A 26,106-nucleotide genomic window follows, 5' to 3' on the forward strand; every position below is an offset into this window, starting at 1 on the left:
AAATCTTCTATCACTACTTAAATATTAGGTAGTGAATTTAGAAAAATATATATGTTATCCCACGTATATGTAATACAAAAAAACAACCTTGTTCTAAATGAACGAGGTTGTTTTTTATTTCAACTTTGTTAATAAGCATCAGGTGGAGTTAAGACTCCACCTGATGCCAAGAATTTTGTTTATTTGATAATTAAATATTAGATAGAGTTGAAAACTTATATGATATTTAGAAACCTGTTTATCATAAATTGGAAAGTATAAACATATGGGAGTTGGATATCACATGCCTTGAATTATTCTTTATTTAAAATAGAAAGTACAAAGTTAGTTATTATATAAATTCCATAAAAAATTGTATCTTCGGAAGCGTCAAATTCAGGAGAATGTAGAGGATGAACGCCCTTTATTTTATCAGATATTCCAAGCCTGAAATGAACTGATGGAACCTTTTCTGCAAAGTATGCAAAGTCTTCACCAGCGAAGGTTTTTTCTAAGGGGAGAACATTGTTATTTCCAATTAACGAGTTTGTAGATAGAATAAAATTTTTTGTAATAGTATCATCACTTATAAGGGGAGGATATTGAAAAGAATAGATTACATCTGTTGTACATCCATACTTTTCAGCACATAAACGAGAATTATTTAAAAACTCTTTATATATTTTTTCTCTAAGTTCGCTATTAAAGGTTCTTACAGTGCCTAAGACCTTGCACTCGTCAGCTATAATATTTGGTGCATTTCCGCACTGAATCGAAGAGAAAGTAATCACATGAGATTCTAAAGGACTATTTTGTATATTGGATTTTATATTCATTGTTTGTATAAAATTCATAGCCGGATACATTGGATTTATGGAAAGATGGGGCATAGCGGCATGCCCCCCTTTGCCTTTAAAATTTATACAAAAATCATCAACAGATGCCATAGATGGCCCGCTAGAAACTTCTACTGTACCTACTTTAACATTAGGCCAAACGTGAAAACCTATCATAGCTTTAACTTTTGGATACTCTAGGACACCTTCTTCAATCATCGGAAGAGCTCCACCTTCTCCTTCTTCAGCAGGTTGAAAAATAAATTTAATACATTTAGATATTCCTAATTTTTTTAATGTATTGGCCACACCAAGTACAATTGCCATATGATAATCGTGACCACATGAATGAGATACTCCATTTACAGGCAGACCATCCATATCAGCTCTTATAGCTATACAATCCTCACTTTGATTTAATGTTGCAACAACTCCTGTTTCAGCCATTATTTGAGCATTTATTTCTAATGATTTTAAAAAGTTTAAAATAATACTTTGCGTTTTATACTCTTGAAAAGCAAGTTCAGCGTTATCGTGTAGTTTATTTCTCAAATCTCTTATCTTCTTTATATCTTTCTTTATTATTTCTTCAAGGTTCATAATATCACCGTCCTAGTATCATATTTAACTTTAGCTTGAAGCCTATTAAAATATTAAGAACCAGTTGCAGTCCTTACTCCATCTGATTCTCAGTTTAACTTCATACTAATATTCTTTTAACCACTTATTTCTTTCATAACTGACCCAAGTATGCCAACTGCTAAATCTATTTCTTCCATAGTAACATTAAGTGGAGGGAGAATTCTAACTACATCAGTTCCAGCACTTACTATTAAAAGTCCCTTATTAAAGCATAAATTAATAAATTCTTTTAAGTTGGTATTGATACTTATACCTATAAGAAGTCCTATTCCCTTAATTTCATTTATAATATCATATTTATTTTTTAAATCATTAAGTTTTTCCTTAAGATACATAGATTTCTCATCTATACTATTAATAATTCCACCATCAGTTAGTTCATTTAAGACTGCACTAGAAACAGCGCAACCAAGAGGATTTCCACCAAAGGTACTACCATGATCACCGGGAGCAAAAGCTTTGGCAGCTCTTTCATTAGCAACAACCGCTCCAATTGGGAATCCTCCTCCAAGAGCCTTAGCTATACATATTACATCAGGTATTACTCCAAATTTTTTATAAGCAAAAAGGCTTCCGAGTCTCCCCATGCCACACTGTATTTCGTCGAAGATTAATAAAGCATTAAATCTGTCACACAATTCCCTAGCCTTATTAAGATATTCAAAGTTAGCAGAGTTAATTCCACCTTCTCCTTGAATAGGTTCTATGATTATGCCACAAACTTGTTCATTAAAGTTATTATTTAAATCTTCAATATGGTTAAACTTGATTTTTTTAACTCCACCAACTAAAGGCAAAAAATCCTTTTGATATTTTTCTTGTCCAGTAACAGAAAGTGCCCCCATGGATCTTCCATGGAAAGAGTTATCCATATACAGAATTATGTTTTTGTCACTAGAACCTTGTAATTTGCCATATTTTCTTGCTAATTTCAGTGCTCCTTCTGTGGCTTCAGTACCACTGTTACAAAAAAATACTTTATCATGGTCACAATGACTTATCAATTTTTCAGAAAGCTTTATATTCTCAGTATTCCAGTAATAATTTGATACGTGAATCAGTTTATTGCTTTGTTCAGTCAGAGCTTTAGTAATAGCAGGATGACTATGACCTAGACAATTTACAGCAACGCCTGAAACAAAATCAATATACTCATTTCCATTTGTATCATAAAGCTTAGCGCCAAATCCTTTCTCGAAAGTAATATCAAATCTTCCATAAGTATTCATTATATTATTTTTTGACATTGACTTACACCTCTCTTTGTTATAATTTTGGTACCAGAATTAGTAGTTATAGTATTTAATAAACTATGTTCTTGTCGCCCATCAAATAAATGAACATTTCTTGTCCCTTTTTCTAAACTTTCTATGCAACATTCAAGTTTGGGAATCATTCCACCATTAACTATGCCTGTATCAATAAATCTTTTGATTTCATCAGTTGTTATAGAGGGCAGGAAGGTAGAAGGATCTTTTATATCCGTATACACCCCTTTAATGTCTGTCATAATAAGCAGCTTTTCAGACTTCAACACACCACTAATAAAAGCAGCTGCGTAATCAGCATTAATATTGTAGCTATTGCCTTCTGGATCCCATCCAATAGGTGAAATAACAGGAAGACAATGTTCTTCAAGTAAGCTTAAAAGTAATTTCTTATTGATACTCACTACTTCTCCAACAAATCCTAAGTCTAACTTTTCTCCATTATTATAGATATATTTTTTCTTAGCTTTTATAAGGTTACCGTCTTTTCCACTTATTCCAATAGCATTAAGTCCTCTTAAACTTAGTGAGGAGGCTAGTTCCTTATTCACATGCCCTGATAACACCATTTCAACTACTTCCATTGTAATTTCATCTGTAACTCTTAAGCCCTCTATAAAGGTGCTCTCTATACCTGTTTTAAGGAGCCATTTAGAAATTTCAGGGCCGCCACCATGAATTATTACAATTTTAATACCAACACTTGTAAGCAACAAAATATCCTGAGCGAAAGCTTTTCGTGCTATTTTATCGTTCATAATGCTACCACCATACTTTATAACAAAAGTTTTTCCTCTATACTTTTTAATTTCTAGAAAAGTTTCTGTATCTAAGAAACCACTTTGAACCTTCATCTTATCCCTCCACCCTGATGTATAACTTATGAATAATTATACTAATATTTTTATAAAAATTCAATAATTTATTGATTTTTTTCTCGTTTTGGTCCATAATTATTTTTATTAAGAGATAAATTATAATGATGAGGTGGTATCATGGTTAATGTTGGAATCATTGGAGCGACTGGATATGCAGGGGAGCAATTAGTTTGGATTTTGCGCAATCACCCTGAAGTTAAAATAAAATTTTTATCTTCTCATAATTATACTGATATTCAGTATAATCAAATTTATAGAAACTATAATGGTTTTATAGAAGATACATGCATAAGTCTTGAAGAGGCAGAAGAGTTGTTTGGTAATATTGATGTGCTTTTTATTGCACTGCCTCATGGAAAAGCATTTGAAATTGCTAAGAAAGCTTTGAGTAAGGGAGCAAAAGTAGTAGATTTAGGTGCTGATTTTAGGTTAAAGTCAGAGAAATTATATGAAGAATGGTATGGAGTTGAACATCAGTATTCAAAAGTACTGAAAGATTCAATTTATGGGCTAGTGGAATTAAATAGAGAAAAGATAAAGAATACACAATTAGTAGCCAATCCTGGATGTTATCCAACAGCGAGTATATTAGCACTAGCTCCACTTTTAAAGTACAAACTAATAGATTCAGAATCTATTATTATTGATGCAAAGTCTGGAGTGTCAGGAGCTGGAAGGTCAGCAAATATTAATACACTTTTCGCAGAGTGTAATGAATCAATTAAAGCTTATAGTGTTGCTAGTCACAGACATACGCCGGAGATTGAGCAGGAGTTAAGTGAAATTTTAGGTAATAACATTACTATCTCTTTTACTCCCCATTTAGTTCCAATGAATAGAGGAATTTTATCCACTTGTTATGCGAAACTATTGTCTGACTTAAAAGAGGAAGAACTTATTAAAATATATAGAGAATTCTACTATGAAGAATTTTTCGTTAAGGTTATAGATAATATTCCAGAAACTAGATGGGTAAGAGGGTCAAATTTATGTCACATTGCTATAAAGGTTGATGAACGTACAAAAAGAGTAATAGTTATTTCTGCTATAGATAATTTGATAAAGGGGGCAGCGGGGCAAGCAGTTCAAAATATGAATATTATGTTTGGGATTAAAGAAACAACAGGTTTAGAATTCATAGCTATGGCTCCGTAATATAGTCATTTGGATAAACTCTAATCATGTTATCGTATAATTACTAATAAAAAAAGCATTTAGCATAATTGAATGTGCTGATTGCTTTTTATTTAAAGAATAAATGGGGGTAGATCGATGAAAAAAATGGTCTTAGTGGTTAGAAGAGCTAGTTATGAGGACATAATTGAAATTCAAGAGATAGCTAAGGAAGCTTTTAAAATATATTCTGAAAGAGCAGGGATAACAGCATTTGTTACTCCTCTTCAGGAAACCTATGAAGATTTAAAAAGAGAAATAGAAGATAAATTGGTTTTTGTAGCTCTTTTAGATGGAGCTATTGCAGGAAGTGTAAGAGTTGAACTAAAACAAAATAAAACTGCTTACTTATATAGATATGGCGTTGACAAATTATTTCAAAATAAAGGTGTAGGTGGAGCATTAATAAATGAAGTCGATAATGCAATGAAAGAATTAGGAATTACCAAATTATATTTGCATACTGCGTCTAGAATGTTCTCTCTTGTTAGGTTTTACTACGGAAGAGGATTCTATATTGAATCAACCACAAAAGAACCAGGATATATTAGAGCATTACTATGTAAAGAATACAATAATGAAATTATTGAAAACTCATTGGATACTGGGTATGGAAATTATGCAGTAATTTAAAACGGATCTACAAAATTATAAAAATAGTGAAGTTAAAAGAGCTGATAAAGAATTAAAGAATTATACTGAAACCCTAAAGCAAGAAACTAACGATGCTATTGTGTAGGAAAAAGAAGGACTCATATCAACACTTTTTATCAGAGATATGACTCCTTTTTTTATATTGTATATATTATTTTATTATTATCTTTTAATTAGAGGAAATGCTATAACATCTTTTATGCTATAAGAACCAGTAGGGAATATTATCATTCTATCAATACCTACTCCTAATCCTCCAGTCGGTGGCATTGCAGTATCGATAGCAACAGCGAATTCTTCATCCATTGGACTAGCTGTTTCAAGTCCCGCTCTTAGTTTTGACGCTTGTTCATGCAAAAGAATTCTTTGCTTCAATGGGTCATTGAGTCCTGAATAAGCGTTCTAATAGACTTTGATAGTAATTCAAATTTACTTGCTTTAACGGTAATCTCACCTGTTTGAGTCTTAAATACAGTTCCTTCAATTCCAATAATATCTCCAATATCAATTAATTTTAAGATCTTATAACTTTCAGCGCCTATTAGGTTCTTACTTAAGAATATTTGTATGCTTTCTTTTTTATCTATAATATTAGCAAATGTAGCGTTTCCCATCCTTCTTATCAGCATGATTCTTCCTGCCAATGTGAATTCTTGTTCTTCTTCTATATTCTCAAAGTTATCACAAACGTCCTTAGTATGCGTTGTGTCTTTATAACCATAAGGATATGGGTTAATTCCCTATACATTTTAGCTATACCACCTTTAATTATTTATTTATGATTCTTCTGTAACTCTTGCTCAAAGCTGATTCCACACTATAAACCTAACCTTAAAACAGTTCTAAATTTTAGTTTTTGCTCTAACTGTTTTGAATTATATTTCCAATCTTAGAGTCATGCTAATGACTCATGCCGCAGGCTTCAAAAGCATATATCTTTTATACTATTATGATATAACACAGTATAGAAAAACAGTATCCGTAAGGATTCAAATATAATATAAGTAAGATACTCAGAGAGAACTTATAAATAGAAATTTCTTATGATATAGTACTAAATGAAAATATATTAGAGTGCTAACGCACTGAGTTATTGTTTCAATTTAGATAGCTTGTTTTTATATTAATTTGCAAGGCCAATACCATTTTTATGCTCTCGCATAATGGATTAGGGAAGGAAAATTAAAAGATTCAATTAATAGAGAAATTTATGTAGCCAGTGTATCAGGCTATATGTAGTATGAAGGTCATATTTGATTTGCCATGTAAGTGGAACTTAAAAGAACGTTAGAATAATAATTTGAATTTTGGTCTGTTTGAATAGTAGGTTTATAGTGTGGAGTCAGCTTCGAACAAAGGATTACAGAATCTTATGCTAATGAACTTAAAAGCTCTCAATATTTTTCACAGTTTTCTGCAAGAAAACATTGAAAAATATTGGAGCTTTTAAAGGTTTATTAGTATTAGATTCTGTTCCTGAAGAGAGGGCTGACGTAACACTATAAGCCTGCTATTCAAACAGTTTTCTAACTTATGATTAAGTCGCACTCTCCTTTTACTTAGAACTAAGGCATCATTTGGCATGTGTCCGAAACCATAATATGTGGTTAAAGTTTGAGAATATTTGCAAGCGCATTTACATAGTAATAGTAAATAGTATGAATTTAGTTCTAATCTGTCTAGTAAAATTTTTATAAATTTGATAAGTCAGGGGAGATGGAGATGAAATGTAATATGAAAACCATTAAGGATATTCATAAATTTATTGAGGGTTTTCCTATAAAAGAAGGGGATAAGGTGGCTATAACCTTCGGTACAGAATTTCAACAGGAAATAGCTCATAAAGTAGCTGAGATAGTTAATTGTAAGGGCGCAAAACCTATAATGGTATATGTTCCTATAACTTATGAATCGGATAAGGGCGATGAGAGTTGTTTTGCAAAAGAAGATGAGCTTTTCCCTATGTTGGATGCTGATATTTGGATTAAATTATAAAATAGATTAGAGATATAAAAATAGATGATCATGACTTATTTCCGTGGGCCATGGCCATCTTTATTTTTATGGTTTAACGATTAAATTTTGGTATGTGTAGTTTTATAAATACTAGTCTAATTATAAGCAGTTTCTTTCTTCTTTAGTCCGTTGGGTAGAGTAAAAGACAGTATTAAGCTAACTACAGTGATTAGAATTAATGACATATATATAATATGAAGTCCTGAATTAAGAGAAATTTTAATCTGCTCAAGGGATATAATGTGACTTGTATTTGCAGCAGCGTATAAATTACTAGGGTCTATTCCAGTGATTCCTAAGTTATTAAAGTATTTAACTATACTCAAGTTAAACATACTTCCAAAAATACTCACTCCAATTGTTTGTCCTAGGGTACGAACTAGTGAGTTGGAAGCAGTTGCAGCTCCTCTTTTAGTATAATCTACAGAAGACTGTACCACTATTGTAAGAGTAGTAAAGCTTCCTCCAAAGCCAAAGCCCATTATAAACATGTAGATTACAGTTAAAACTAATGGAGAGGTAATATTTAATGTAGGTAAAAGCAGACAGCTTAATACAATTATAAGAGAAGATACTACAATTATTGCTCTTTCACCATACTTAGGTATAGACTTTCCTAGTATAACTGATGATAAAAGCCAAGCTACAGACATAGGAGCCATTGACAGTCCAGAGACAGTTGCTCCAAATCCTAAAACATTTTGCATATATAGAGGTATATAAACGTCTATAGCTATTAATACAGCTGAAGCTAGAAAGCTGATTATGTTAACAATAGTGTTAGTTCTCGTAAAAATTTCAAATGGAACAATAGGTTCTTGGGCCATTTTCTCTATAAGATAAAATATAACCAAAAGAATCGCTGTTACAATTAAACATATTGCTAATAAAATAGAATTTTCTCCTCCTAATAAAGTGCCGTATAAAAGCACTAAAATAGCAGCTGATAAAGCCATAGTACCTGCATAATCTATCTTATGTTTTTTTCTTTCAAAATTCTCACTTAGGTTTCTTTGGAGAAGAATTATAGATAGTATTCCAAAAGGTATATTTATAAAGAAAATCCAGTGCCATGAAAGATAATCTATTAGGAATCCTCCTAAAAAAGGACCAATAAGACTAGCGATACCCCAAGTAGAGCTTATCCAACCTTGCACTTTTGCTCTTTCGGAAAGATTAAAAACGTCGCCTACAATAGTATAAGTTACAGTAAAGATTGCGCCTGCTCCCAGGCCTTGCAATGCACGAAACGCTATTAACTGATGCATACTTCTGGATAAACCGCAAAGTGAACTGCCTATTAAGAATATTATAATTCCTATAGAAAGAATATTCTTTCTTCCATATAAATCAGAGAGTTTACCGTATATAGGAGTTGAAATAGCAGAGGTTAGTAAGTACACAGAAAAAACCCAACTTATTAATTCAAATCCATTTAGTTCTTTAACAATTGTTGGCACAGCAGTAGTCACAACTGTTCCCTCAACAGCTCCAAGAAACATTGCTACCATTATCGCTGTGACAATATTTTTCTTTCTTAAATCCATACTGGATATCACTTCCTTTATATCAAAATTACATATTAATAAACAACAAATAACATTCTATCATTAATAAATAGGATTGCCAAGCTTATTTATTAATAATAGAATGTTACTATTAACTAGATTATACATACATAGCAATAGGTATAACTTGAAGTGCTGGACCAGTTACCTTTGTGGTAAAGTTACTAGGAATTAAAATACCATTATCATTTAATATTTTTAAGTATGGCCCCATTGAATTAAGAAAGCTACAGCAATAATCACTCATTCCGGTTTTTCTAAGTAAATCTATACTGTTATTTTTAGTAACAGCTCTAATGACCTTGCATAAAGTTTTGCATTCTGAATTAGCAGTATCATATATATAGGCATTTTTATCACAAAAATTATTAGTGTTAACATCTAAAACCGCTTTGGCGAAATTCAAATTCATTATTAAATCTGTTGTGTTATTTTTACTCAAATATCCATTTATGTTTTTTAGTTGTTTAAGTATTACGGAGCAATTAGTGAACCCTCCAATTTTATCTTTGATTAGAGTATCTAAAGCCTTAGTATCGTATGAGTCTAAAATATCTATTAACATATCAATTGTTCCCACTAAGGATGTGGTTGAGAGTTTGGAAGTAAACTCTACATATTCTCCACAGCAGACATTATTATTAATAATATCTTCTTCTGTTATTTCTCTTAAAAGGTATTTTTTTAGAAGTGATTCCCTTACGTTATTAAAGAAATAAAAAGTAGTATAAACTTTTTTTATGGTAACTTCATCATCACATTCCCATTCAGCATTAATATATCCTGATTTATCAGTAGTATCTGTGGTTGCTTTATCTTTTGAGCTTCCTTGAGTTTTATAATCTAAAGATATTCTTATTGAATCTTCCTGTTCTTTTTTTGTCTTTATAGATTTGCTTTCTAGATAACCTTCTACTAATAAAGAGGATAAATCTAAAATTAAGCTTCTATTTGCATAGATAGGAATACCTGAAATAGAGTGACTCACTTTATTTCCTCCTAAAACTTGATATAATATATATAGTATTCGGAGCTATGTGGTAAGTTGTACAATATTTTTACATAGATGCATTAATGAGTGCTAAACAAGTTGAGGGCTGAATGTGCTAATACCACCATTGAGTTTGCTTTTGCAAAAGTGTAAGTTGAGTAACGCTACGCCTAGGAAATGATTGAAGCAAGATCTTAATTCAGATGGGGATTCTTTTACCCCATCTGAATTTTAGAGCTGCGAATGCATGGCTTACTTGGCGTTGAACTCCCACTTGAAGAAAAGCAGGGAGTCCAAATCTCCGATTTGGTACGAATCGCTTTCACAGAGTGCGTGGGAGGCTTACGCCAAGTTAGTCAGGTTAAACTAAGAATTAGTATAGCTTCTAGGAATATTTAATTTATATTTCAAAGTGGTGTCAGTAAAAGTATTAATTTAAATCAAAAAGAAAGTTTTTAGAGGTGTTTTAATGAAGACGAAGATTAAATTGGAAAAAAGCGTTAGAAAGAACCTTGTTGAAGAAATTAAAAGGTTTTATTTTAATGAGAGAGATGAGGAACTTAGTGATTTAGGGGCTGAAATCTTGCTAGACTTTATAGTTAACACTATAGGACCTCATATTTATAATGAAGGAATTAAGGATGCTTATGTTTTTATGAATGAGAAAGTAGAGGATTTGTTTGGATTGGAGAAACGTTAGTGTAAGTAAAAGCATTAGATTCTTTAATGAGTTATTAATTAGACTTGTAAATTAATAATATAAGTGAGTTATAAGTTTCAAGAGAGTTAATCCCCTCAGATTGATTACAAATTCATATTTTTGAAAAAGTTAACTTTTTAAATCGTTGATATTACTGAACTTTTAAAAATAAAGCTTATCAAATATAAGAATTTCAACAGCCTGAGGGGTTTTGACTTTTTAAGATTATTCATAGAGTCTTATTTTAGAGAATATATTCTTTAAATGATTGACAATACTAGATTTGAAAAATAAAAAATCTAGTATTCCTTCACAGTGTAAGATGGCCTAACTTCTTTGGTGCTAATAAATTTCAATATATAAACTTAATAAATAATTTTCACTAAGTTAACGGTAATACAATTTTTATAACTGTTCCTATATCTGGTTTACTCCAAATATTTATTTCACCATTATGGTTATCAATTATCCATTTTGCAATAGAAAGTCCGAGACCGGTTCCACCACTAGATTTTGTTCTAGACTTATCAGCTCTGTAAAACCTATTGAAGATGTAAGGAAGATCTTCCTCTGAAATACCATTACCTGTATCTCCGATAGTTATAATAGCGTTATTGCCATTCAAATAGGAATCTAATTTTATTGTTCCACCTTCAGGAGTATATTTAATACTATTGTCAATAAATACCCTTACTGCTTCTTTTATTAGTTTTCTATCTGCATAAACATTTAAACACTGATTATAATTATTTTCTATTTGATGGGTTACATCGATTAATTTTGTTTCCTTTATTATTTCATCAATCAATTCATTAAGCATAAAGTCTTGTCTTTCAACTTTTTGAGTGTTTTTATCTCCACGAGCAAGAAATAGCAGTTTTTCAATCAAATCCTTCATGTTTTGTGATTCACTTTTTATTGAAGCAATTGACTCCTGAAGAACTTCTTTATCATCTTTTCCCCAACGATCTAAGAGGTTTGCGTATCCCTGAATCACAGAAATAGGTGTTCGTAGTTCATGTGATGCGTCCGATACAAACTGATTTTGCTGTTCTACAGAAGTTTCAATTCTATCTAGCATTTCATTGAAGGTTTTTGCTAAATCCTTTAGTTCATTCTTTGAACCTCTTACATCAAGTCTTTTATCTAGAGCGTTAATAGATATTTCCTTTACGGTTTTAGTCATAGTTTCTACAGGGGACAGAAATTTTTTACTTGCTCTGAAGCCAACTACAGTAATAATTATTGATCCTATTATATTAGATGCAACTAGAATACTACCTAAAACAGATAAATAATTACCAGTAATATTGTTATCTATATAATACTTGAAACTAGCCAATATACCTGTACTTATTAATGAAAAAATGATTATAAATGTAAAAATATAAGTTATGGTAATTTTAAATGTTATAGAGAATCTAAGTTTTTCAACAATTCTTCCAATGACCTTGTTCAATAGTTTAGGTAAAAAATTTAAAACAAACTTTAATACTGAAAGAAACAACTTAATAACTTTAATAATTGCTTTAAAGATAGATTTTATATTATTCATGTTTTAATTGATACCCCACTCCACGAATGGTATGAATAAACTTTTCATTATATTTATCATCAATTTTACTTCTTAAATAACGGATATAAACATCTACAATGTTTGTATCTCCAGAGTATTCATACTCCCAAACCTTTTCTAGAATGTTATCCCTAGAAAGAACGATATTTTTATTTATCATTAGATACTTAAGCAAATCAAATTCTTTTTTTGTTAAATCTATAGTATCATCATTATAGGTTACAATGTATTTATCTATGTCTAGTTTTAGCTTACCTATAATAATAATATTTAATTGAACATTAGAGATACTTTTATGCTTAAAGACAACCCGAATTCTAGCAAGCAACTCTTCTATTGCGAAAGGTTTTGTCATATAATCCTGTGCTCCTATATCCAGCCCCATAACTTTATCTGTAATTTCATCCTTTGCAGTAAGCATAATTACAGGAACTTCTGACACTTGTCTTAATCTCCTAAGAACCTCCATTCCATTAAGGGATGGAAGCATAACATCAAGTATTATGAGGTTATAGTTTTCTTTTAAAGCTTTCTCAAGCCCTGTTCTTCCATCATGAGCCTGTTCAACCATATATCCTTCATGCTGAAGCTCTAGTTGAACAAACCTAGCTATTTTTATTTCATCTTCAATAATAAGAATTTTTTCACCAGCCATTAGCATCCATCCTTCGCCAATTTACTTTATGTAAGATTATACTTACCTTACACTTATTATACTAATTAGGAGTTATTATTAAAACATAAAAAATTAAGAGATACCTCAAAATTAATTTTTCTATATAAACAGGGTTATTGGTATCATATGGAGTTTTAACTCCACCTGATTCAAGTCTTAACTTCATAATGGATAATTAGAAACTTGACTTATCCAGAAGGATATATTGTTAGTTATGAAGCACATTTAAATACTTTTTTAATGATTCTTAGCTCGAACTTTATAAAAATCTTAGAACTTTAGATTGTCTGAGCGATAGGCGAGTTATCTAAAGTTCTTAGGTTTTTATAAAGTTCGAGCTTTAGAAGCATAAAAAAGTATTTATAGTGCCGAAGAACTGACAATATATCCTGCCGGATAAGTCATGCTCTGTATTACTTATATATATTCTAAGCATTTTTGAATTCTTCTGTTATCTTATCTGTTACATTGTTAACTACATCAGTAACCTTATCTATTTTGCTGTTTATGCTGCAGTCTTCTCCATTTTCTTTACGGAATCTCATCTTACATTTCGTAACTAAAGCAAGAACTACTGATGCTGCTGCAACATGTGGTGCAATTACCGTAAAGAATACTGCTACAGTTGAAGGTAAGTTCAAGATTGTTTTTTCATCTTTAGATACTACGAATTTTATTTTGTTAGCCTTTGAAACCAATCTTTTAGTTTTCTTAATAAATGTTGAATCCTTATAGGACTCACTTTCAGGTTTAATTTTATTTTGTTCTTCAAGGTAAGATAGGGCATCCACTATATCCCCATTGCATTTTTCAAGGGCTTCTTTAGCTTCTTTATAACCTACATTTGCTCTTTTCCTTAATAGATCGATTTGTTCAATGGTAATTGTCATTTTAAATTCCTCCAATTAACTTTTTATTATTTTCTAATTTGTATGTCATCTGTCTATACTTATATAATAAGGGGCAATTATTAAAGTAAAATTAGTTCAACATTAGAATTTGATTAGAAAATTAATAAAAAAATTTAAAAAAGATTATTGACATTAACGTTGCGTGAAGGTGTAAATTAATCTTGTAAGGAGGTGTGCTTATGGAATATACAGTGAGGGCTGAAATGCTGATAAATAAAGGGGGTAGCTCATCTAAAATGACAACTAAAAAGTACGATAACATTCACGTACTATATTGTAATACACGTTAACTTCTTAATTTGAACTTAGCATAATTAGGAAAGACATTCAAGAGATACTTAAAACTATTTCTTATTTAACATAATGCTTGGTAAGAACATACGAATGAAAATTAATAGAAAGCATGCCTAATATATGAGCCGTAGACATAGAAAGCTGCGAATATATTACTCGTATGATGCAAATGTGATTATAATGCTTAGAATTAAAATAAATGTACTATAAGAACGACATAAATAGCAAACGTAACTATATTGTATTAATTATGAAATGTACAAACTGGTAATAATCTAAATAAATATATTATTTTTGAGGAAAGCTAGTGGAATTAAAACAAATATTAAATATTGATATAGAAATTAATAATGAAAATGGTTATCAGGTACGGAAATTAATCTTATATATAACAATGGTTGGTGCTGTGAAGCAGGAGGATGCCAGATAACTATTTTTTACAGCCGAAGAGATGAATGAAACAGGGTTTAGGCGAGGTATGTTTTAGTGACATACCTTTTTGTTTTTCATATAAAACATTTTATTGCAGATATATAAACAGTATTATGAAGGTACAATGTGAGAGTATGAGTGTTAGAACATGAGAATTTAATGATTATAAAACGATATCTTCAATTTTTGAATGACAAGGATGCTGTTGAGATGCCAATAAAAACAAGCATGCCAATGAACTTGTAGTGATATGCTATGCAGAGAAAATATATATCTATATAGATAATCCTCTGGGTTTCGTGCCTAGAGGATTATAATCTATGTGAATTTGATTAGGTAACCAGCATCTAGTTTTAGTTTTTATTTAGTAGTTTATCTAAGATAAACTTTATCATTATATTATTTACCTCAGATAGAATAGAAAATTATTTGGTTAAAAAATAACCAGTGTGTTATTGACTTAAAGAAAAATACGTGCTATCATATAATCAGTTGGTTAAATATTAACCAAGGAGGTAATGGTGATTGTGAAGATTGGATTAGAATACATATTAGAAATACATAATATGAGTAATATTGAACTTGCTGAGAAACTTGGGATTAAGACTCCAAATGTTAGTAGATGGTTTTCGGGTGAAAGGAAGATACCTGAAAAATATCTTCAGACATTAGAAAATATCTTTAATGTACCTGAAAACTATTTTCAAAAAGAATTAACTGAATCAGATAGACTTAGAATACTTTGGAACAAACTTGATAAAGAATATTCTACAGCCGACATACAGCGACAAAATGATATTTGTATGGAACTAGTAAGATTAGAACTTAATATTGAAATAGCCGATACAATTGAAAAGTTAAATAACCTATTTAAGATTAATGATATGACTACTTTAGAGAAAAAAAGCATAGCTGATATTATAGATAGAGTAATAAGAATTGCACAAAATAAAGAAATACCAACTGGATTTACCAATGATTTGTTGAGTTATATAATAATACATTACGAAGGTGAGTCATCTTTTATAAAAAGTGAAGTTCAAAATTTGGAAAAATCTCCGGAAGCATCAAGATATATAGAAAAACGTGATACAATTCTTAAAAAGTTTGATAAACTTATCGATGAATTTGATGAACCTAGAAAGAATTACAATGAGGAATTAAATATAAATAGAAGTAAAAAGGGTCATTAAATACTCTGAGACTATATATAAAAAATTAAGAAAAACTTGCAGGAATTTTAATGAACAAAACATTGCCTTGTACAATTAAACTTAATCAATATTACACATTTGATTATTTAGATTTCAACTATAGGGGTAAATTTATGGCAAAAACCATAAATACTCTTAATTAAGAGTCCTTTATAAGTCTTAAATTTCAAATGTAAATTTTGATAAAAACTTGATGAAAAGGGCAATTGTTATAAATTAAAAAATTTTGTTATTAATATTGAATGGATAAGCTTTGAGCTATTACCATATTAAATTTTATTTGTTTCAAATTTTGCAAAAAACACAAATAAACTATACACTTGACTGTTTTTAAACAGGCTTAGCATAGCTATACCCTAAATTATACAAAACACTTAAAACGTGTAATAGGGAGTAATCCCTTTACAATATAACTTTACTAAAATAATACCAATTTCAAGCTATTTTATACATAGTATTATAAGAAACTTCGCACGTTCAGTATAGCATTATGTAACCTTAAAATCAATGAGGAAAATAGCTTGAATAAATAAGATTCAACGAAAGGAGATGAAATTAAGCTATTTAAATACAGCAAAGGTAACGACAATAAATATATTATCTATCGATTTTAAGGAGGATTTTATAATGAAAAAGAAATTTACAGCTTATACTCTAGATGAAGAGATAATTACAAAGAATGTGGAGAAATTATTTCTAAAAGCAGGTTTTACAAAGATTAATAATGGGGTATTTTATGGGGAAGAATGTAATACACTTCCTATTACGGAACAACTATATAAAGAAAATGTTGATTATGCTTTATGCCCAGTATTGTACTCTGGCAGTAAAGAATATGAAGATATAGATAGAATAATTATAGAACTAGTTGAAAAAACGAAAGTTAATAAAGAAATCAGAAGAGGTAGAATACCTACTCCAGAAGAAAGAGCAGAAATAGATGCAGCACTTGAAGCTTTAAATTCAGAAATAGAATTGGTTAATGCAGGTAAGATAGACTTAACAAAGATGAATGAATTAAGGGTAAAACATAGAGATTTGGTATTTAACTATTCTATGACAGAGGAACAGAAAGCTATTGGAGAACTTCCATTTTAAATTAAACATCTTTGGAAAAGGAGATGCTGCAGTCTCTTGTTCACAATCTTACATAAAATTCAAGAAAAGAATTCGCAGTAATTAGTGTGAAAATTTGTATATAAGGAGTGATAATTTTGCTATTAATAAATATAGCGCCATACTATTATTAGTAAATATATAGATACCTCTTGATTCAACCTAAGTAGATTTAAATCAGAAAATAGATTGAAGAGAGAGGGTAAATAAATTGAAAAAAAGAAGAGAGCTTTTGGAAAAATTATTGAACAAGGAAATGGAGAAACTACGTAGGTTTTGCTTTAAATATAAAAGGCGACCACTATTAAAAAGAGAAATTGAAATATTTGAAGGTGATTTAGGTGAATATACTTTAGGTTTATATGAATCTATATCGATAGAAGGAAAAGACGAGAGGTTCTTCTATACTCATAAAATAACAATAGATAGTAGTTTAATAGATAACTATGTTAACTATAGAAGAAAAAGTAAGTGGGATTTATCTAAAGGATATTATAAAAGATTATTAATAAATACAATTGAACATGAGTTGTCCCATGCGTTTGTAAAAGATTACTATGGGGATTTTTGTGAAATTGAAGGCGTTGATAGAGACGCAAGTCCTGTTTTTCTTAGTTGGTTATGTTTTTTTGGATACAGGTCTGGCTATAAATGCAAAAATGGTTTTTTGAAAAGTAAAATCTATGAAGAGATCAGAAAACTACCACATACATTTAAAAATTTGGACAAGTATTTAACTAATCTGATCTTAAATTACGAAGATGTTGTAAGAAATGAAAGACAGAGAGTATATGTGGAAGGAAAAAAATGTTATACAACAATTAATGAATTTGAGTTTTCTCCTAGGGAAGCTGGATTATATAATTGGAGTAAGATTGTAGTCAAGGCTGTGGTAAGTGGAGAAAAACAAATGAAAGAATCTAATTTCCAAAAAAACAAATATCTTATTGGATGTTGTATAGTTCCCGAAAGTATAACTGAATTAGTGAAAAGTCACGAAAACAGTAAATTTAAGTACTATTCCTATGAAAAGTTTTATATTGATTCCAATAAGTTTGATAAAGATAATCCATTAGCTGCTATGAAATCCATTAGAAAAGTAAGCAATTTAAACTAATATAAATATTAAATGGATAAAGCGGAAAAGTGATAAGCACTATTTTCATAAGGGGTTTAATATGGAGCGGATCAATCGATTAAAATATAACCATATACATAGTTAGAGATTAAGGGGAAAAATTTAAATATAAGGAGTGATAATTTTGCCAGCAACAAATATAGTGGCGCACTATTATTAGCTATTTCGATACCTCGTGATTAATTAATCTATTAAATTAAACTTTAAAAATAGATTAATAAAAGAGAGGAAGGAATATTATGATAAATGTAAAAAACTTAAAAGTGGGAATGGTTGTAAAAAACTATAAAGAGATGTGCAAATTGTTAGGTTGTAAGGAAAAAAAGCGAGGTAACTCAAGGAATTATCAACTTAAGGATTGGGAGAGATATTTTAGTTGGCATAATGAGGGGCATAAATTTATAGTCGATGAAATTTATGAAATTCCAGTTGAAAAAATTGAGAATAGGGGCAAAAATCATAGCATTTACAAAAAATACATAGAAAAGTTGATATTAGATTTATTAGTTACACAATTGCAAGATAACGGAGTTAAAAGAATAGTCTTAGGTAAGAATGCACTACTAAAGCAATTGAACATGACCAATGATAACTACCAGTTCGGAAATTTAAATAGAAAAGAGTTATCAAAAGCATTGGAGATGCATGAAAATTTTATATATGATTTTTATAATAATACGAATGGAAATCTAAAGAGTGCATTAGAAAGTGCATTTAGGTCTTTAGAAAATAAGTTTTTAATTAAATGGAATACTATATATACAGTATGCGTAGATGGGATACATAGAGATGCGGAAAATTCACAAATAGAATTAATAGTTGAAACAGAGAAATTAATAATAACACAAATGGGTTATAACACTAAATATCAATTAATTTCACACAAAAAATATAAGCATTTTCTATATCAAGTAAATGAAGTACTTAAAGCGGAAGCAAATATAAGCTACTATTATAAGTCGTATAAAATTTCTTTTAGTACATATGTAACTCAAGAGCAAGAGAAACTTGAAAAATTTTTACTTGATAGTGATGTAAGAGTTAAAACACAAACAGAATTAAATAATATTCTGGTAAGCAATCTAAACAAAAATGCAACAAAGAGACATACTGCTGCAAAAACAGAGCAGCCAACAATGGCATTTAGTCAAGATACATGTCAAGATAATATAACGCTTCATGATAAATACATAGCAAATAACAGTAAAATAGTTGATACCGTTATAAATCAAGAGGCTAGAAAAATAGCCGTATAAAAAACGTTCCGTTTTCTAATCATATAATATATTATTTTAATTACATAGGAATAAAGAACGGAACGTTTTTTTATTGTTCATAAATCATAAATATTTGAATGCTCATAACTAAAGATCATATTAGGTATTGCTTTCTCGAAAGCAATACCACCCCATCGCAAACGAGTTTGCGAATGGGGTGTTAATTTTATATATTAATGTAGGTACTTAACAGGCGAACTTCATAAATATCGAGAACGTTCATAGGTTTGTGTAAAATTATATAGATGAGGTCTAACTTAATTGGAAATTACTATAGGAAAAAATTCCTGTAGTAATTTTTACTTTTTGTGGTAATACTAGATAATGTCGTAGTATAGCTTTTATCTGTTAGTATTGTTTGTAATTTTTTCATTATTATTCTCTTTTATTCAAAAAAGTACAAGCGTAGCTTTTTAGATATATTGTTCAAGCCTATCTTCAAACATTATACTAAGTTGAGCTAATGTTAAGAACCAGTTCTGACTCGGCGAAGTCCATTTTCTCATAATCTGCTCTGTAGCTAAATATAGAGCTTTCATCAATGAATCATCCGTAGGGAATGATGTTCTAATCTTAGTAAATTTTCTTAGCTGCCTGTTGAATCCCTCTAAAGCATTTGTAGTATATATTATTCTTCTAATCTCTGGTGGAAAAGCAAAATATGTAGATAAGTTCTCCCAGTTATTCTTCCAAGACTGTATAACTATTGAATACTTTTCTCCCCAAGTGTCTTCCAAAGTTTGAAGGGAATTTAGAGCTATTTGCTCACTTGTTGCTTGATATACAGATTTTAAATCCTTCATAAAAGCCTTACTGTCCTTTGAAGCTACATATCTTATAGAATTTCTAATCTGGTGTATTATGCAGTTTTGTATACTTACATTAGGGAACACAGCTTTTATAGCATCAGGCAAACCTTTAAGACCATCCATACAGGCAATTAGTATATCCCTTACCCCTCTATTTTTAAGGTCGTTACAAACTGATAACCAGAACTTAGCTCCTTCCTGTTCTCCAATCCAAATACCAAGTATATCCTTATAACCCTTAGTATCTAAAGCCATACAAATGTATGCAGCCTTACTTACAATCCTATGTTCTTCTTTAACCTTAAAATGAATAGCATCCATATAAACTATAGGGTATACAAGGTCTAACGACCTATTTTGCCAGGCGATAGCCGTTTCGATAACCTTATCTGTTATTTTTGAAATCATCGTAGGAGATATATCAACTCCATAAAGTTCATCAATTTCTGATTTAATATCGTCCACAGACATGCCTCTTGCATATAGACCTATAACCTTTTTATCAAGCTCATTACAAACTGTTTCATATTTCTTCACAATCCTAGGCTCAAATTCTGATTTTCGGTCTCTTGGCACACTTACATCAACTTCTCCGAAGCTGGTTCTAATATTCTTCTTACTATAGCCATTTCTGTAGTTCTTATTATCATTGTTCTCTCTCTCATACTTCTCTCTACCGAGATGTTCTTCCATCTCAGCCTCTAAGAATTGCTGAATTATGTTGCCAAATAACCGTTGCATTAGCCCATTCTTTCCAACTAAATCCTCCATACTCTTACATTTATTTAGTTCTTTATTTAAATCTATATCTGGTATTTGTAATTGTTTCATTTCTTTTTCTCCCTTCATAAATCATTGTGGTTATTATTCCCATAAATACCAGCTATACATACATAAAAAAAGCATACATAGATTTGATTTACACAAATCTATGTATGCTCCCTTTCTACGATATTATATAATTTTCTATGTTGCTCTATCGTGTATTTGTCTGTCATACCAGCTATATAATCACATATTGTTCTTAGTAACTGAACTTTATATACATTATAATCAATCCTTATAATTTCTGTATTATTAGCATCTGAACTTTCGGTATTGTAGTGGTATTCTGATAAAACTTTTCTTAATTCTCCTACATTGTATCTGCTAGAGTTTTCATATTTATAGATGTTTAAACCATCTTTATGCTCTTTATATAAGTTTTTAAATAATCTTACTATAGTCTTATCTGGTAACTGTTGAGGATTTAAGAGATAAGCTTTAAAAAGTTCCTTAATAACATGTTGTCCCACTCCATCCATTGTTTGAGCCATATGAGAATTTAATATTCTATTACTTAGAAATTTCTGTAGTTGCTTGTCTTTTTCTTTTATAAAACTACTATAACTAATTATGCTCTTAAATTCTTCACTCTTTTCTTTATTATTATGAAGGTCTTCTTGAGTTTTAATATTATATTTTATAATTAATTTATCAAAGTTGTTTTTTATATTTAAAATGGCATCGGTAGTTAGTAGGTTTACAATGAACTTAGAAAACTTAGATTTATATAAATCTATATCATCTTCATTTATAGATTTTAATATGTCTGAAAAGTTTCCCTTATGTTCTTTAATGGATTCAAAGAACTCTTCCAAGTTCTGCGTCTTATTTTCTTGTTGAAGCCTTTTTGTATAATCATCGTAATTAAATATTAAGTCTAATTCCTTGTATAATTCATCTTTTAGAATTATATTATATTCTAATGCATCTTCAATATCGTGATGTCTTTGAGCTATTTCATCAGCTAATTCAACTATTAACCCCTCAAAACTCCATTTGTTTTTAATTTTTTCATATACGCAAGATTCTTTTACCTTCATATTTGTATAAAAGCTTAGTGAATTATCATTCTCTAGATTTATAGTGCATTTTTTATTACTTTCATGCCTAAAGAGGCAACTGTTATTTTTATCTTTCATTTTGCATTTTTTATATTTTATATTACTGTGATTCAATATTCCCCATAAAGTATAATCAGTCAGATTCATGCTATATTCCAAGTCTGTTGCTACTCTGATAGATTGCCAGTTATGTTTAAAGCCTTTGCTATTATTTAAAGTCTCGTTAGTAGAATTAAAATCTCTAATTACATAACATCCATTCATTATATTATTAAGCATTCTTTCCCCTACGTGTCCAAATGGGGTATGACCAATATCATGTCCTAGAGCTATCGCTTCTGTTAAATCCTCGTTTAATTCAAGAGATTTCGCAATAGTTCTTGATATCTGTGCTACTTCTAAAGTATGCGTTAACCTTGTTCTTGCATGGTCATCATTTCCAGCTAAGAATACTTGAGTTTTTCCACTTAATCTTCTAAATGCCCTTGAATAAAGTATTCTATCTCTATCTCTTTCAAATTCATTTCTTATTGGGTGTTTATCTTCGTGATAGCATACTCTTTTTGCATATTCATCATTCATGGCTAAACACCTATACTTATTCTCCATGATTTATTTCCTCCTATTATAATTTAAATACTAGACATATAATATTATTTTATTACATTTATATTACATAAATCAACTAAATAGGTAGTATTGTACTAGATTCCATATGATTTACAATGAATGAAGTATAAGGAATAAGCTGATAAAAATTTCTAAATATAATAAAATCGAAATTTTATATTGTACATATTAAAGAAATATATATTTTAATTTCATTGATGTATTTGTCTAAAGGATTTGAAAGGTTATATAAATGATAAAGAACGAGAAGTATCAAATAATAGAATATGACACTTTTTTACCCTTCAAGAATATAATGTATATTTAATGTATTCAAAGTTGCACTTAGTTGAAAAGTTATATATAACTTTTCAACGTTGTTGTATAATTATACTTATGATGTATACGCGTGGAAAATATAATTGCTTTATAGTATATAGAATGTTGGTAGGTGAAATACAGTGAGATACAGGTTTAACAATAGTGTAATATGTAATGAAATTCTTAAAATTGTAAGCTTATTTGAACAAGACCACGAAAAGGGCAGCAATATAGAGAAAAAAATCAAGAAGTACTATCAAGAAAAAGGAACTAATAGTAAAAATTATAAAGTAAGTATAGAAGAAAATAAGGTAGGGTTCTTTCTCGAGGTTAAAATACAGAATGAATTGTTTTATAGTATTAAAATAGTTGGACAAAAAATTACAAAATTATTTTTCGAATTATTAAATGAAAATAATTGGCATATATCAGAACTAATTTTTGTTGACTGTGAATTGAGAGAAATAGACAAGTTTTATGAAAAACTTGATAGTGTTAAAATTATTAATTCAACAATAAGTAAGATATCATTTATAAATCAAAGCATTGAAAAGTTTATATTTGAGAATTGTGAATTTAACGATGTAGAATTTGAAAGCTGTCAATTCAAAGATTGTGTTTTCAAATATGTAAAATTCAATAACGACCTAAATTTTAGAAATACGTATTTTAAAGGGTCTACGTTTAGCTATGTCACGTGGACTAATGAACTATTTAATTATAATTCTTTTAATAGATGTAAATTTAAAGATTTTAATAGACCTATGATAACAGGAAATGAAAGTGAAGAATGTTTAACTATAATGGCTACTTCTTTTAATTGTTGTGAATTTACTTGGGCTGATTTCCAACAGTACAAATTTGTTAACTCGTCTTTTATACATAATGTGTTTAAAATTGGTATAACATTTAGTTATTGTGAGTTTATCGATACACAGTTTAATTGGAATAAATTTATACAATGTAGTTTTCGGTCGGCAAATTTTACTGGTAACTTAGAAAAGAAACGAAATAGAAATCAATACGTAAATAATGAGTATAGACAATGTGAAATGTATAATACAAACTTTTCAAACATACTATTAGGAAAAAATATATTTGAAGATAATAAATATGATTATACAACATTATTTGGATTAGATTATTATAAAACATTAGTTTGCTTGGATAAAAAAGTTAGTAATTATAGTGTCAAGGAATTGCTTCGTGACATAAAAATATATAAATTAAAAGCTGGTAAAAAAGTATCTAAGAGTATAGAGTTTAAGAAACGAAAAGAGATTTCGACAAACATTAACTATCTAGGTACACTAATAAATTTATATAATATGATTTGTGTAGGGTTTAAGAGTCAAAATTTAGAACAGAATGCATATCAGTATTATTATAAATTTAGAGAACTACAGTTAATAAAAATGAAATTAGAGAGGAAAAGAGGAAAAATTAAATTTAGAAGTATTATTTTACCTACAATTTCAAATTCAATTTGTGGATTTGGAGAGAAACCATTTAGAGCATTAAAATGGTGTGTAATTTTATCATTAATTTCATCTTTTGCGTATATGTTTTGTGGAATTGGTGGACAAGAAGTAATTGATTATATTGGTCCTGTAGATAGTATATTTTATAAATATAAACTTATATCTACCTATAAGCCAGATAAAATTGAAAATCTCAAGGATTGGTTTACTTGTTTTTACTTTAGTGTTATAAGTTTTACGACAATCGGATTTGGAGATTTTTATCCTTTAGGTGTGGCGAGTAGAATAATAGTTATCATACAATCTACATTATCTGCAGTCTTAATAAGCTTGTTTACAGGTACTTTCCTTAGAAGATTAATCAGAGATTAATATATTACCAATCATGCGTAAAGGTATTATTGTAAATTAAATGAAACTGTTGGAAAAGTAATTAATTAAAGAAGCGGGGGATGAATAACTCGCTTGATTTATTTAGGGATAGATAAAATATCAGTTTTGTTAAGTCAAAAAAGCAGTTATAAGTATTTTTTTGTGATACATTTATAAGAGATTTAAATAACGGGGGAATATTTTATGAATGAAAAAGTAAGAAAGTTTTTACTATACAAGATTAAAGGAGACTTTTGTGAATCTATAGCTGATGCGCATTTCCGACTATCAGATTATAAAATATCAAAAGTTGGAATAGAAAATTTTGCTATAGACTATTGTAAGATTGCTAATTTTTCACCTAGTGATGAGTTCAATTCAAATATAAAATTATATATTCAAAATATCCCAGATTTATTGATAAGTAAAATAAATAATGAGCAATTACTTTCTATTTTTGTTGAATGCAAATACAGATCAGATTTACATAGTTTTTTAGAGTTATCTGAAGACTTAATATGGGATTATAAGAATCTATTATTTAACGGAGTGAGAAGGGACGGAATTATCAGTGATTTTTTAAGTGATAGCAATGTTCTTGATGATTGCACTGATGAGGAAATGAGCTATTCGCGTATAGATGAAATCAAAAGAGATATATGGTATACATATAGCAACAATAATGATTTATGGAAAAAAAATAATAGGGGGATTTATAAGGCAATAAAAGAAAAAATGAACGACTGGCATATTTCAGCTTACTTAAATAGTCTCATTGTTCCATATGAATGTAGGATTGAAGATTCTAAGCTTCCAATTTTATTTTATGTTTTAACCAAAAATATAGATAAATTAGCCATAACAAAATATAAAGACTACCTGATTAAATTGGTTGATGAATGGGAAAAAGGATACTTCAGTGGTGATATCAACCTTTTCCCCGATGCATTAAGGAAGCTAAGAGATTATTTTGTAAGATTAGATAATGGAAGTTTAAAACGTCCATATGTTTTTGTAAACTTTAGTCATTTTCCATTTTGGGTTCCCGCAAATACAGATATCATGAGTAGGGTCGATAGTTCTTATTTTGGTGATTTTGAAGAAAATTATAAAATAATAGAAAGTACGATATGTGAAATTTGCAATATTGGCTCAATTAAATATTAAAGAGATAGAATTTTTTTGTTATTAAGATTTAAGTTTTATAAAGATTAAAGCAGGAGAAATCCTGCTTTTGTTATTTAGCATAGTTAGTTAAAGAACACTTGAAAGATTAACTAAATTTATTA

At 29.4% G+C, this 26,106-nt stretch carries 23 protein-coding genes; 11 read left to right on the top strand and 12 right to left on the bottom strand.

Annotation, left to right across the window (positions count from 1 at the left end; all coding sequences use genetic code 11):
- Nucleotides 1-293 precede the first annotated feature (293 nt).
- From AC0N0V_RS06720 to argB, 3 genes are all read right to left on the bottom strand, one after another.
- Nucleotides 294-1,415 (bottom strand): M20 family metallopeptidase, encoded by a 1,122-nt coding sequence (locus tag AC0N0V_RS06720; protein WP_474462910.1) that lies wholly within the window; start codon nt 1,413-1,415, stop codon nt 294-296.
- A gap of 116 nt (nt 1,416-1,531) precedes the next feature.
- Nucleotides 1,532-2,704: an acetylornithine/succinylornithine family transaminase gene (locus tag AC0N0V_RS06725; RefSeq protein WP_474462912.1), complete on the bottom strand. Its 1,173-nt coding sequence runs from the start codon at nt 2,702-2,704 to the stop codon at nt 1,532-1,534.
- Nucleotides 2,686-3,579: an acetylglutamate kinase gene (argB, locus tag AC0N0V_RS06730; RefSeq protein WP_474462913.1), complete on the bottom strand. Its 894-nt coding sequence runs from the start codon at nt 3,577-3,579 to the stop codon at nt 2,686-2,688. The genes AC0N0V_RS06725 and argB overlap by 19 nt, the downstream gene beginning before the upstream one ends.
- Before the next feature lie 141 nt (nt 3,580-3,720).
- On the opposite strand from argB, the gene argC reads away from it, so the two are divergent.
- Nucleotides 3,721-4,758, top strand: coding sequence for an N-acetyl-gamma-glutamyl-phosphate reductase (gene argC, locus AC0N0V_RS06735; RefSeq protein WP_474462915.1), 1,038 nt, complete (start codon nt 3,721-3,723; stop codon nt 4,756-4,758).
- Between the two features lie 117 nt (nt 4,759-4,875).
- Nucleotides 4,876-5,409 carry a GNAT family N-acetyltransferase gene (locus AC0N0V_RS06740; RefSeq protein WP_474462916.1) on the top strand — a complete coding sequence of 178 codons (534 nt, stop codon included), beginning with the start codon at nt 4,876-4,878 and terminating at the stop codon, nt 5,407-5,409.
- A gap of 183 nt (nt 5,410-5,592) precedes the next feature.
- Here the strand turns inward: AC0N0V_RS06740 and AC0N0V_RS06745 are convergent, their stop codons facing one another.
- Together AC0N0V_RS06745 and AC0N0V_RS06750 are read right to left on the bottom strand one after the other, a co-directional pair.
- Entirely contained in the window at nt 5,593-5,805 is a 213-nt protein-coding gene (locus AC0N0V_RS06745) for an amino acid--tRNA ligase-related protein (protein WP_474462918.1), read from the bottom strand.
- Nucleotides 5,802-6,059, bottom strand: a complete 258-nt coding sequence (locus tag AC0N0V_RS06750) for an OB-fold nucleic acid binding domain-containing protein (RefSeq protein WP_474462920.1) — start codon at nt 6,057-6,059, stop codon at nt 5,802-5,804. The genes AC0N0V_RS06745 and AC0N0V_RS06750 overlap by 4 nt, the downstream gene beginning before the upstream one ends.
- A 1,093-nt stretch (nt 6,060-7,152) precedes the next feature.
- On the opposite strand from AC0N0V_RS06750, the gene AC0N0V_RS06755 reads away from it, so the two are divergent.
- A complete protein-coding gene (locus AC0N0V_RS06755) occupies nt 7,153-7,425 on the top strand; it encodes a hypothetical protein (protein ID WP_474462922.1) in 273 nt (90 codons plus the stop codon).
- 116 nt (nt 7,426-7,541) lie between these two features.
- Here AC0N0V_RS06755 and AC0N0V_RS06760 read toward each other — a convergent pair whose 3' ends face one another.
- Both AC0N0V_RS06760 and AC0N0V_RS06765 read right to left on the bottom strand, forming a co-directional pair.
- Nucleotides 7,542-8,993 carry an MDR family MFS transporter gene (locus tag AC0N0V_RS06760; protein ID WP_474462924.1) on the bottom strand — a complete coding sequence of 484 codons (1,452 nt, stop codon included), beginning with the start codon at nt 8,991-8,993 and terminating at the stop codon, nt 7,542-7,544.
- Nucleotides 8,994-9,114: 121 nt separating this feature from the next.
- Nucleotides 9,115-10,002: a DUF6414 family protein gene (locus AC0N0V_RS06765; protein ID WP_474462926.1), complete on the bottom strand. Its 888-nt coding sequence runs from the start codon at nt 10,000-10,002 to the stop codon at nt 9,115-9,117.
- Nucleotides 10,003-10,474: 472 nt separating this feature from the next.
- Between AC0N0V_RS06765 and AC0N0V_RS06770 the strand changes: the two genes are divergently transcribed.
- A complete protein-coding gene (locus AC0N0V_RS06770) occupies nt 10,475-10,705 on the top strand; it encodes a DUF2164 domain-containing protein (RefSeq protein ID WP_474462928.1) in 231 nt (76 codons plus the stop codon).
- A 382-nt stretch (nt 10,706-11,087) separates the two neighbouring features.
- Here AC0N0V_RS06770 and AC0N0V_RS06775 read toward each other — a convergent pair whose 3' ends face one another.
- The 3 genes from AC0N0V_RS06775 to AC0N0V_RS06785 form a co-directional block, all read right to left on the bottom strand.
- A complete protein-coding gene (locus tag AC0N0V_RS06775; RefSeq protein ID WP_474462930.1) occupies nt 11,088-12,260 on the bottom strand; it encodes a sensor histidine kinase in 1,173 nt (390 codons plus the stop codon).
- The gene (locus AC0N0V_RS06780; RefSeq protein ID WP_474462932.1) at nt 12,253-12,936 is read right to left on the bottom strand and encodes a response regulator transcription factor; all 684 of its coding nucleotides are present in this window, start codon (nt 12,934-12,936) and stop codon (nt 12,253-12,255) included. The genes AC0N0V_RS06775 and AC0N0V_RS06780 overlap by 8 nt, the downstream gene beginning before the upstream one ends.
- A gap of 449 nt (nt 12,937-13,385) precedes the next feature.
- Nucleotides 13,386-13,847, bottom strand: coding sequence for a DUF4342 domain-containing protein (locus tag AC0N0V_RS06785; RefSeq protein WP_474462934.1), 462 nt, complete (start codon nt 13,845-13,847; stop codon nt 13,386-13,388).
- A 622-nt stretch (nt 13,848-14,469) separates the two neighbouring features.
- Between AC0N0V_RS06785 and AC0N0V_RS06790 the strand changes: the two genes are divergently transcribed.
- The 5 genes from AC0N0V_RS06790 to AC0N0V_RS06810 all read left to right on the top strand — a co-directional run bounded on the left by AC0N0V_RS06790 (nt 14,470) and on the right by AC0N0V_RS06810 (nt 19,318).
- Nucleotides 14,470-14,592 carry a hypothetical protein gene (locus AC0N0V_RS06790; protein WP_474462936.1) on the top strand — a complete coding sequence of 41 codons (123 nt, stop codon included), beginning with the start codon at nt 14,470-14,472 and terminating at the stop codon, nt 14,590-14,592.
- A 529-nt stretch (nt 14,593-15,121) separates the two neighbouring features.
- A complete protein-coding gene (locus AC0N0V_RS06795) occupies nt 15,122-15,787 on the top strand; it encodes a helix-turn-helix domain-containing protein (protein ID WP_474462938.1) in 666 nt (221 codons plus the stop codon).
- Between the two features lie 648 nt (nt 15,788-16,435).
- Nucleotides 16,436-16,906, top strand: a complete 471-nt coding sequence (locus AC0N0V_RS06800; RefSeq protein ID WP_474462940.1) for a hypothetical protein — start codon at nt 16,436-16,438, stop codon at nt 16,904-16,906.
- Between the two features lie 229 nt (nt 16,907-17,135).
- A complete protein-coding gene (locus AC0N0V_RS06805) occupies nt 17,136-18,041 on the top strand; it encodes a hypothetical protein (RefSeq protein WP_474462942.1) in 906 nt (301 codons plus the stop codon).
- Nucleotides 18,042-18,301: 260 nt separating this feature from the next.
- Nucleotides 18,302-19,318, top strand: a complete 1,017-nt coding sequence (locus AC0N0V_RS06810) for a hypothetical protein (RefSeq protein WP_474462943.1) — start codon at nt 18,302-18,304, stop codon at nt 19,316-19,318.
- 434 nt (nt 19,319-19,752) lie between these two features.
- Here AC0N0V_RS06810 and AC0N0V_RS06815 read toward each other — a convergent pair whose 3' ends face one another.
- Together AC0N0V_RS06815 and AC0N0V_RS06820 are read right to left on the bottom strand one after the other, a co-directional pair.
- Nucleotides 19,753-20,979: an IS256 family transposase gene (locus AC0N0V_RS06815; RefSeq protein WP_474464472.1), complete on the bottom strand. Its 1,227-nt coding sequence runs from the start codon at nt 20,977-20,979 to the stop codon at nt 19,753-19,755.
- 98 nt (nt 20,980-21,077) lie between these two features.
- Nucleotides 21,078-22,643: a deoxyguanosinetriphosphate triphosphohydrolase family protein gene (locus AC0N0V_RS06820; RefSeq protein WP_474462945.1), complete on the bottom strand. Its 1,566-nt coding sequence runs from the start codon at nt 22,641-22,643 to the stop codon at nt 21,078-21,080.
- A gap of 461 nt (nt 22,644-23,104) precedes the next feature.
- On the opposite strand from AC0N0V_RS06820, the gene AC0N0V_RS06825 reads away from it, so the two are divergent.
- Nucleotides 23,105-24,817: an ion channel gene (locus AC0N0V_RS06825; RefSeq protein ID WP_474462947.1), complete on the top strand. Its 1,713-nt coding sequence runs from the start codon at nt 23,105-23,107 to the stop codon at nt 24,815-24,817.
- Nucleotides 24,818-25,021: 204 nt separating this feature from the next.
- Nucleotides 25,022-25,984: a hypothetical protein gene (locus AC0N0V_RS06830; RefSeq protein ID WP_474462949.1), complete on the top strand. Its 963-nt coding sequence runs from the start codon at nt 25,022-25,024 to the stop codon at nt 25,982-25,984.
- Nucleotides 25,985-26,106 lie beyond the last annotated feature (122 nt).

This window comes from Clostridium sp. CS1-1 (assembly GCF_056135525.1).

Bases quoted from the DNA above. Each gene is read 5' to 3' on its own strand.
- AC0N0V_RS06740 (WP_474462916.1), top strand. From the start codon at position 4,876: ATGAAAAAAATGGTCTTAGTGGTTAGAAGAGCTAGTTATGAGGACATA.
- AC0N0V_RS06785 (WP_474462934.1), bottom strand. From the start codon at position 13,847: ATGACAATTACCATTGAACAAATCGATCTATTAAGGAAAAGAGCAAAT.
- AC0N0V_RS06770 (WP_474462928.1), top strand. From the start codon at position 10,475: ATGAAGACGAAGATTAAATTGGAAAAAAGCGTTAGAAAGAACCTTGTT.
- AC0N0V_RS06815 (WP_474464472.1), bottom strand. From the start codon at position 20,979: ATGAAACAATTACAAATACCAGATATAGATTTAAATAAAGAACTAAAT.
- AC0N0V_RS06820 (WP_474462945.1), bottom strand. From the start codon at position 22,643: ATGGAGAATAAGTATAGGTGTTTAGCCATGAATGATGAATATGCAAAA.
- AC0N0V_RS06750 (WP_474462920.1), bottom strand. From the start codon at position 6,059: ATGCTGATAAGAAGGATGGGAAACGCTACATTTGCTAATATTATAGAT.
- AC0N0V_RS06760 (WP_474462924.1), bottom strand. From the start codon at position 8,993: ATGGATTTAAGAAAGAAAAATATTGTCACAGCGATAATGGTAGCAATG.
- AC0N0V_RS06755 (WP_474462922.1), top strand. From the start codon at position 7,153: ATGAAATGTAATATGAAAACCATTAAGGATATTCATAAATTTATTGAG.
- AC0N0V_RS06800 (WP_474462940.1), top strand. From the start codon at position 16,436: ATGAAAAAGAAATTTACAGCTTATACTCTAGATGAAGAGATAATTACA.
- argC (WP_474462915.1), top strand. From the start codon at position 3,721: ATGGTTAATGTTGGAATCATTGGAGCGACTGGATATGCAGGGGAGCAA.
- AC0N0V_RS06725 (WP_474462912.1), bottom strand. From the start codon at position 2,704: ATGTCAAAAAATAATATAATGAATACTTATGGAAGATTTGATATTACT.
- AC0N0V_RS06830 (WP_474462949.1), top strand. From the start codon at position 25,022: ATGAATGAAAAAGTAAGAAAGTTTTTACTATACAAGATTAAAGGAGAC.
- AC0N0V_RS06780 (WP_474462932.1), bottom strand. From the start codon at position 12,936: ATGGCTGGTGAAAAAATTCTTATTATTGAAGATGAAATAAAAATAGCT.
- AC0N0V_RS06810 (WP_474462943.1), top strand. From the start codon at position 18,302: ATGATAAATGTAAAAAACTTAAAAGTGGGAATGGTTGTAAAAAACTAT.
- argB (WP_474462913.1), bottom strand. From the start codon at position 3,579: ATGAAGGTTCAAAGTGGTTTCTTAGATACAGAAACTTTTCTAGAAATT.
- AC0N0V_RS06775 (WP_474462930.1), bottom strand. From the start codon at position 12,260: ATGAATAATATAAAATCTATCTTTAAAGCAATTATTAAAGTTATTAAG.
- AC0N0V_RS06720 (WP_474462910.1), bottom strand. From the start codon at position 1,415: ATGAACCTTGAAGAAATAATAAAGAAAGATATAAAGAAGATAAGAGAT.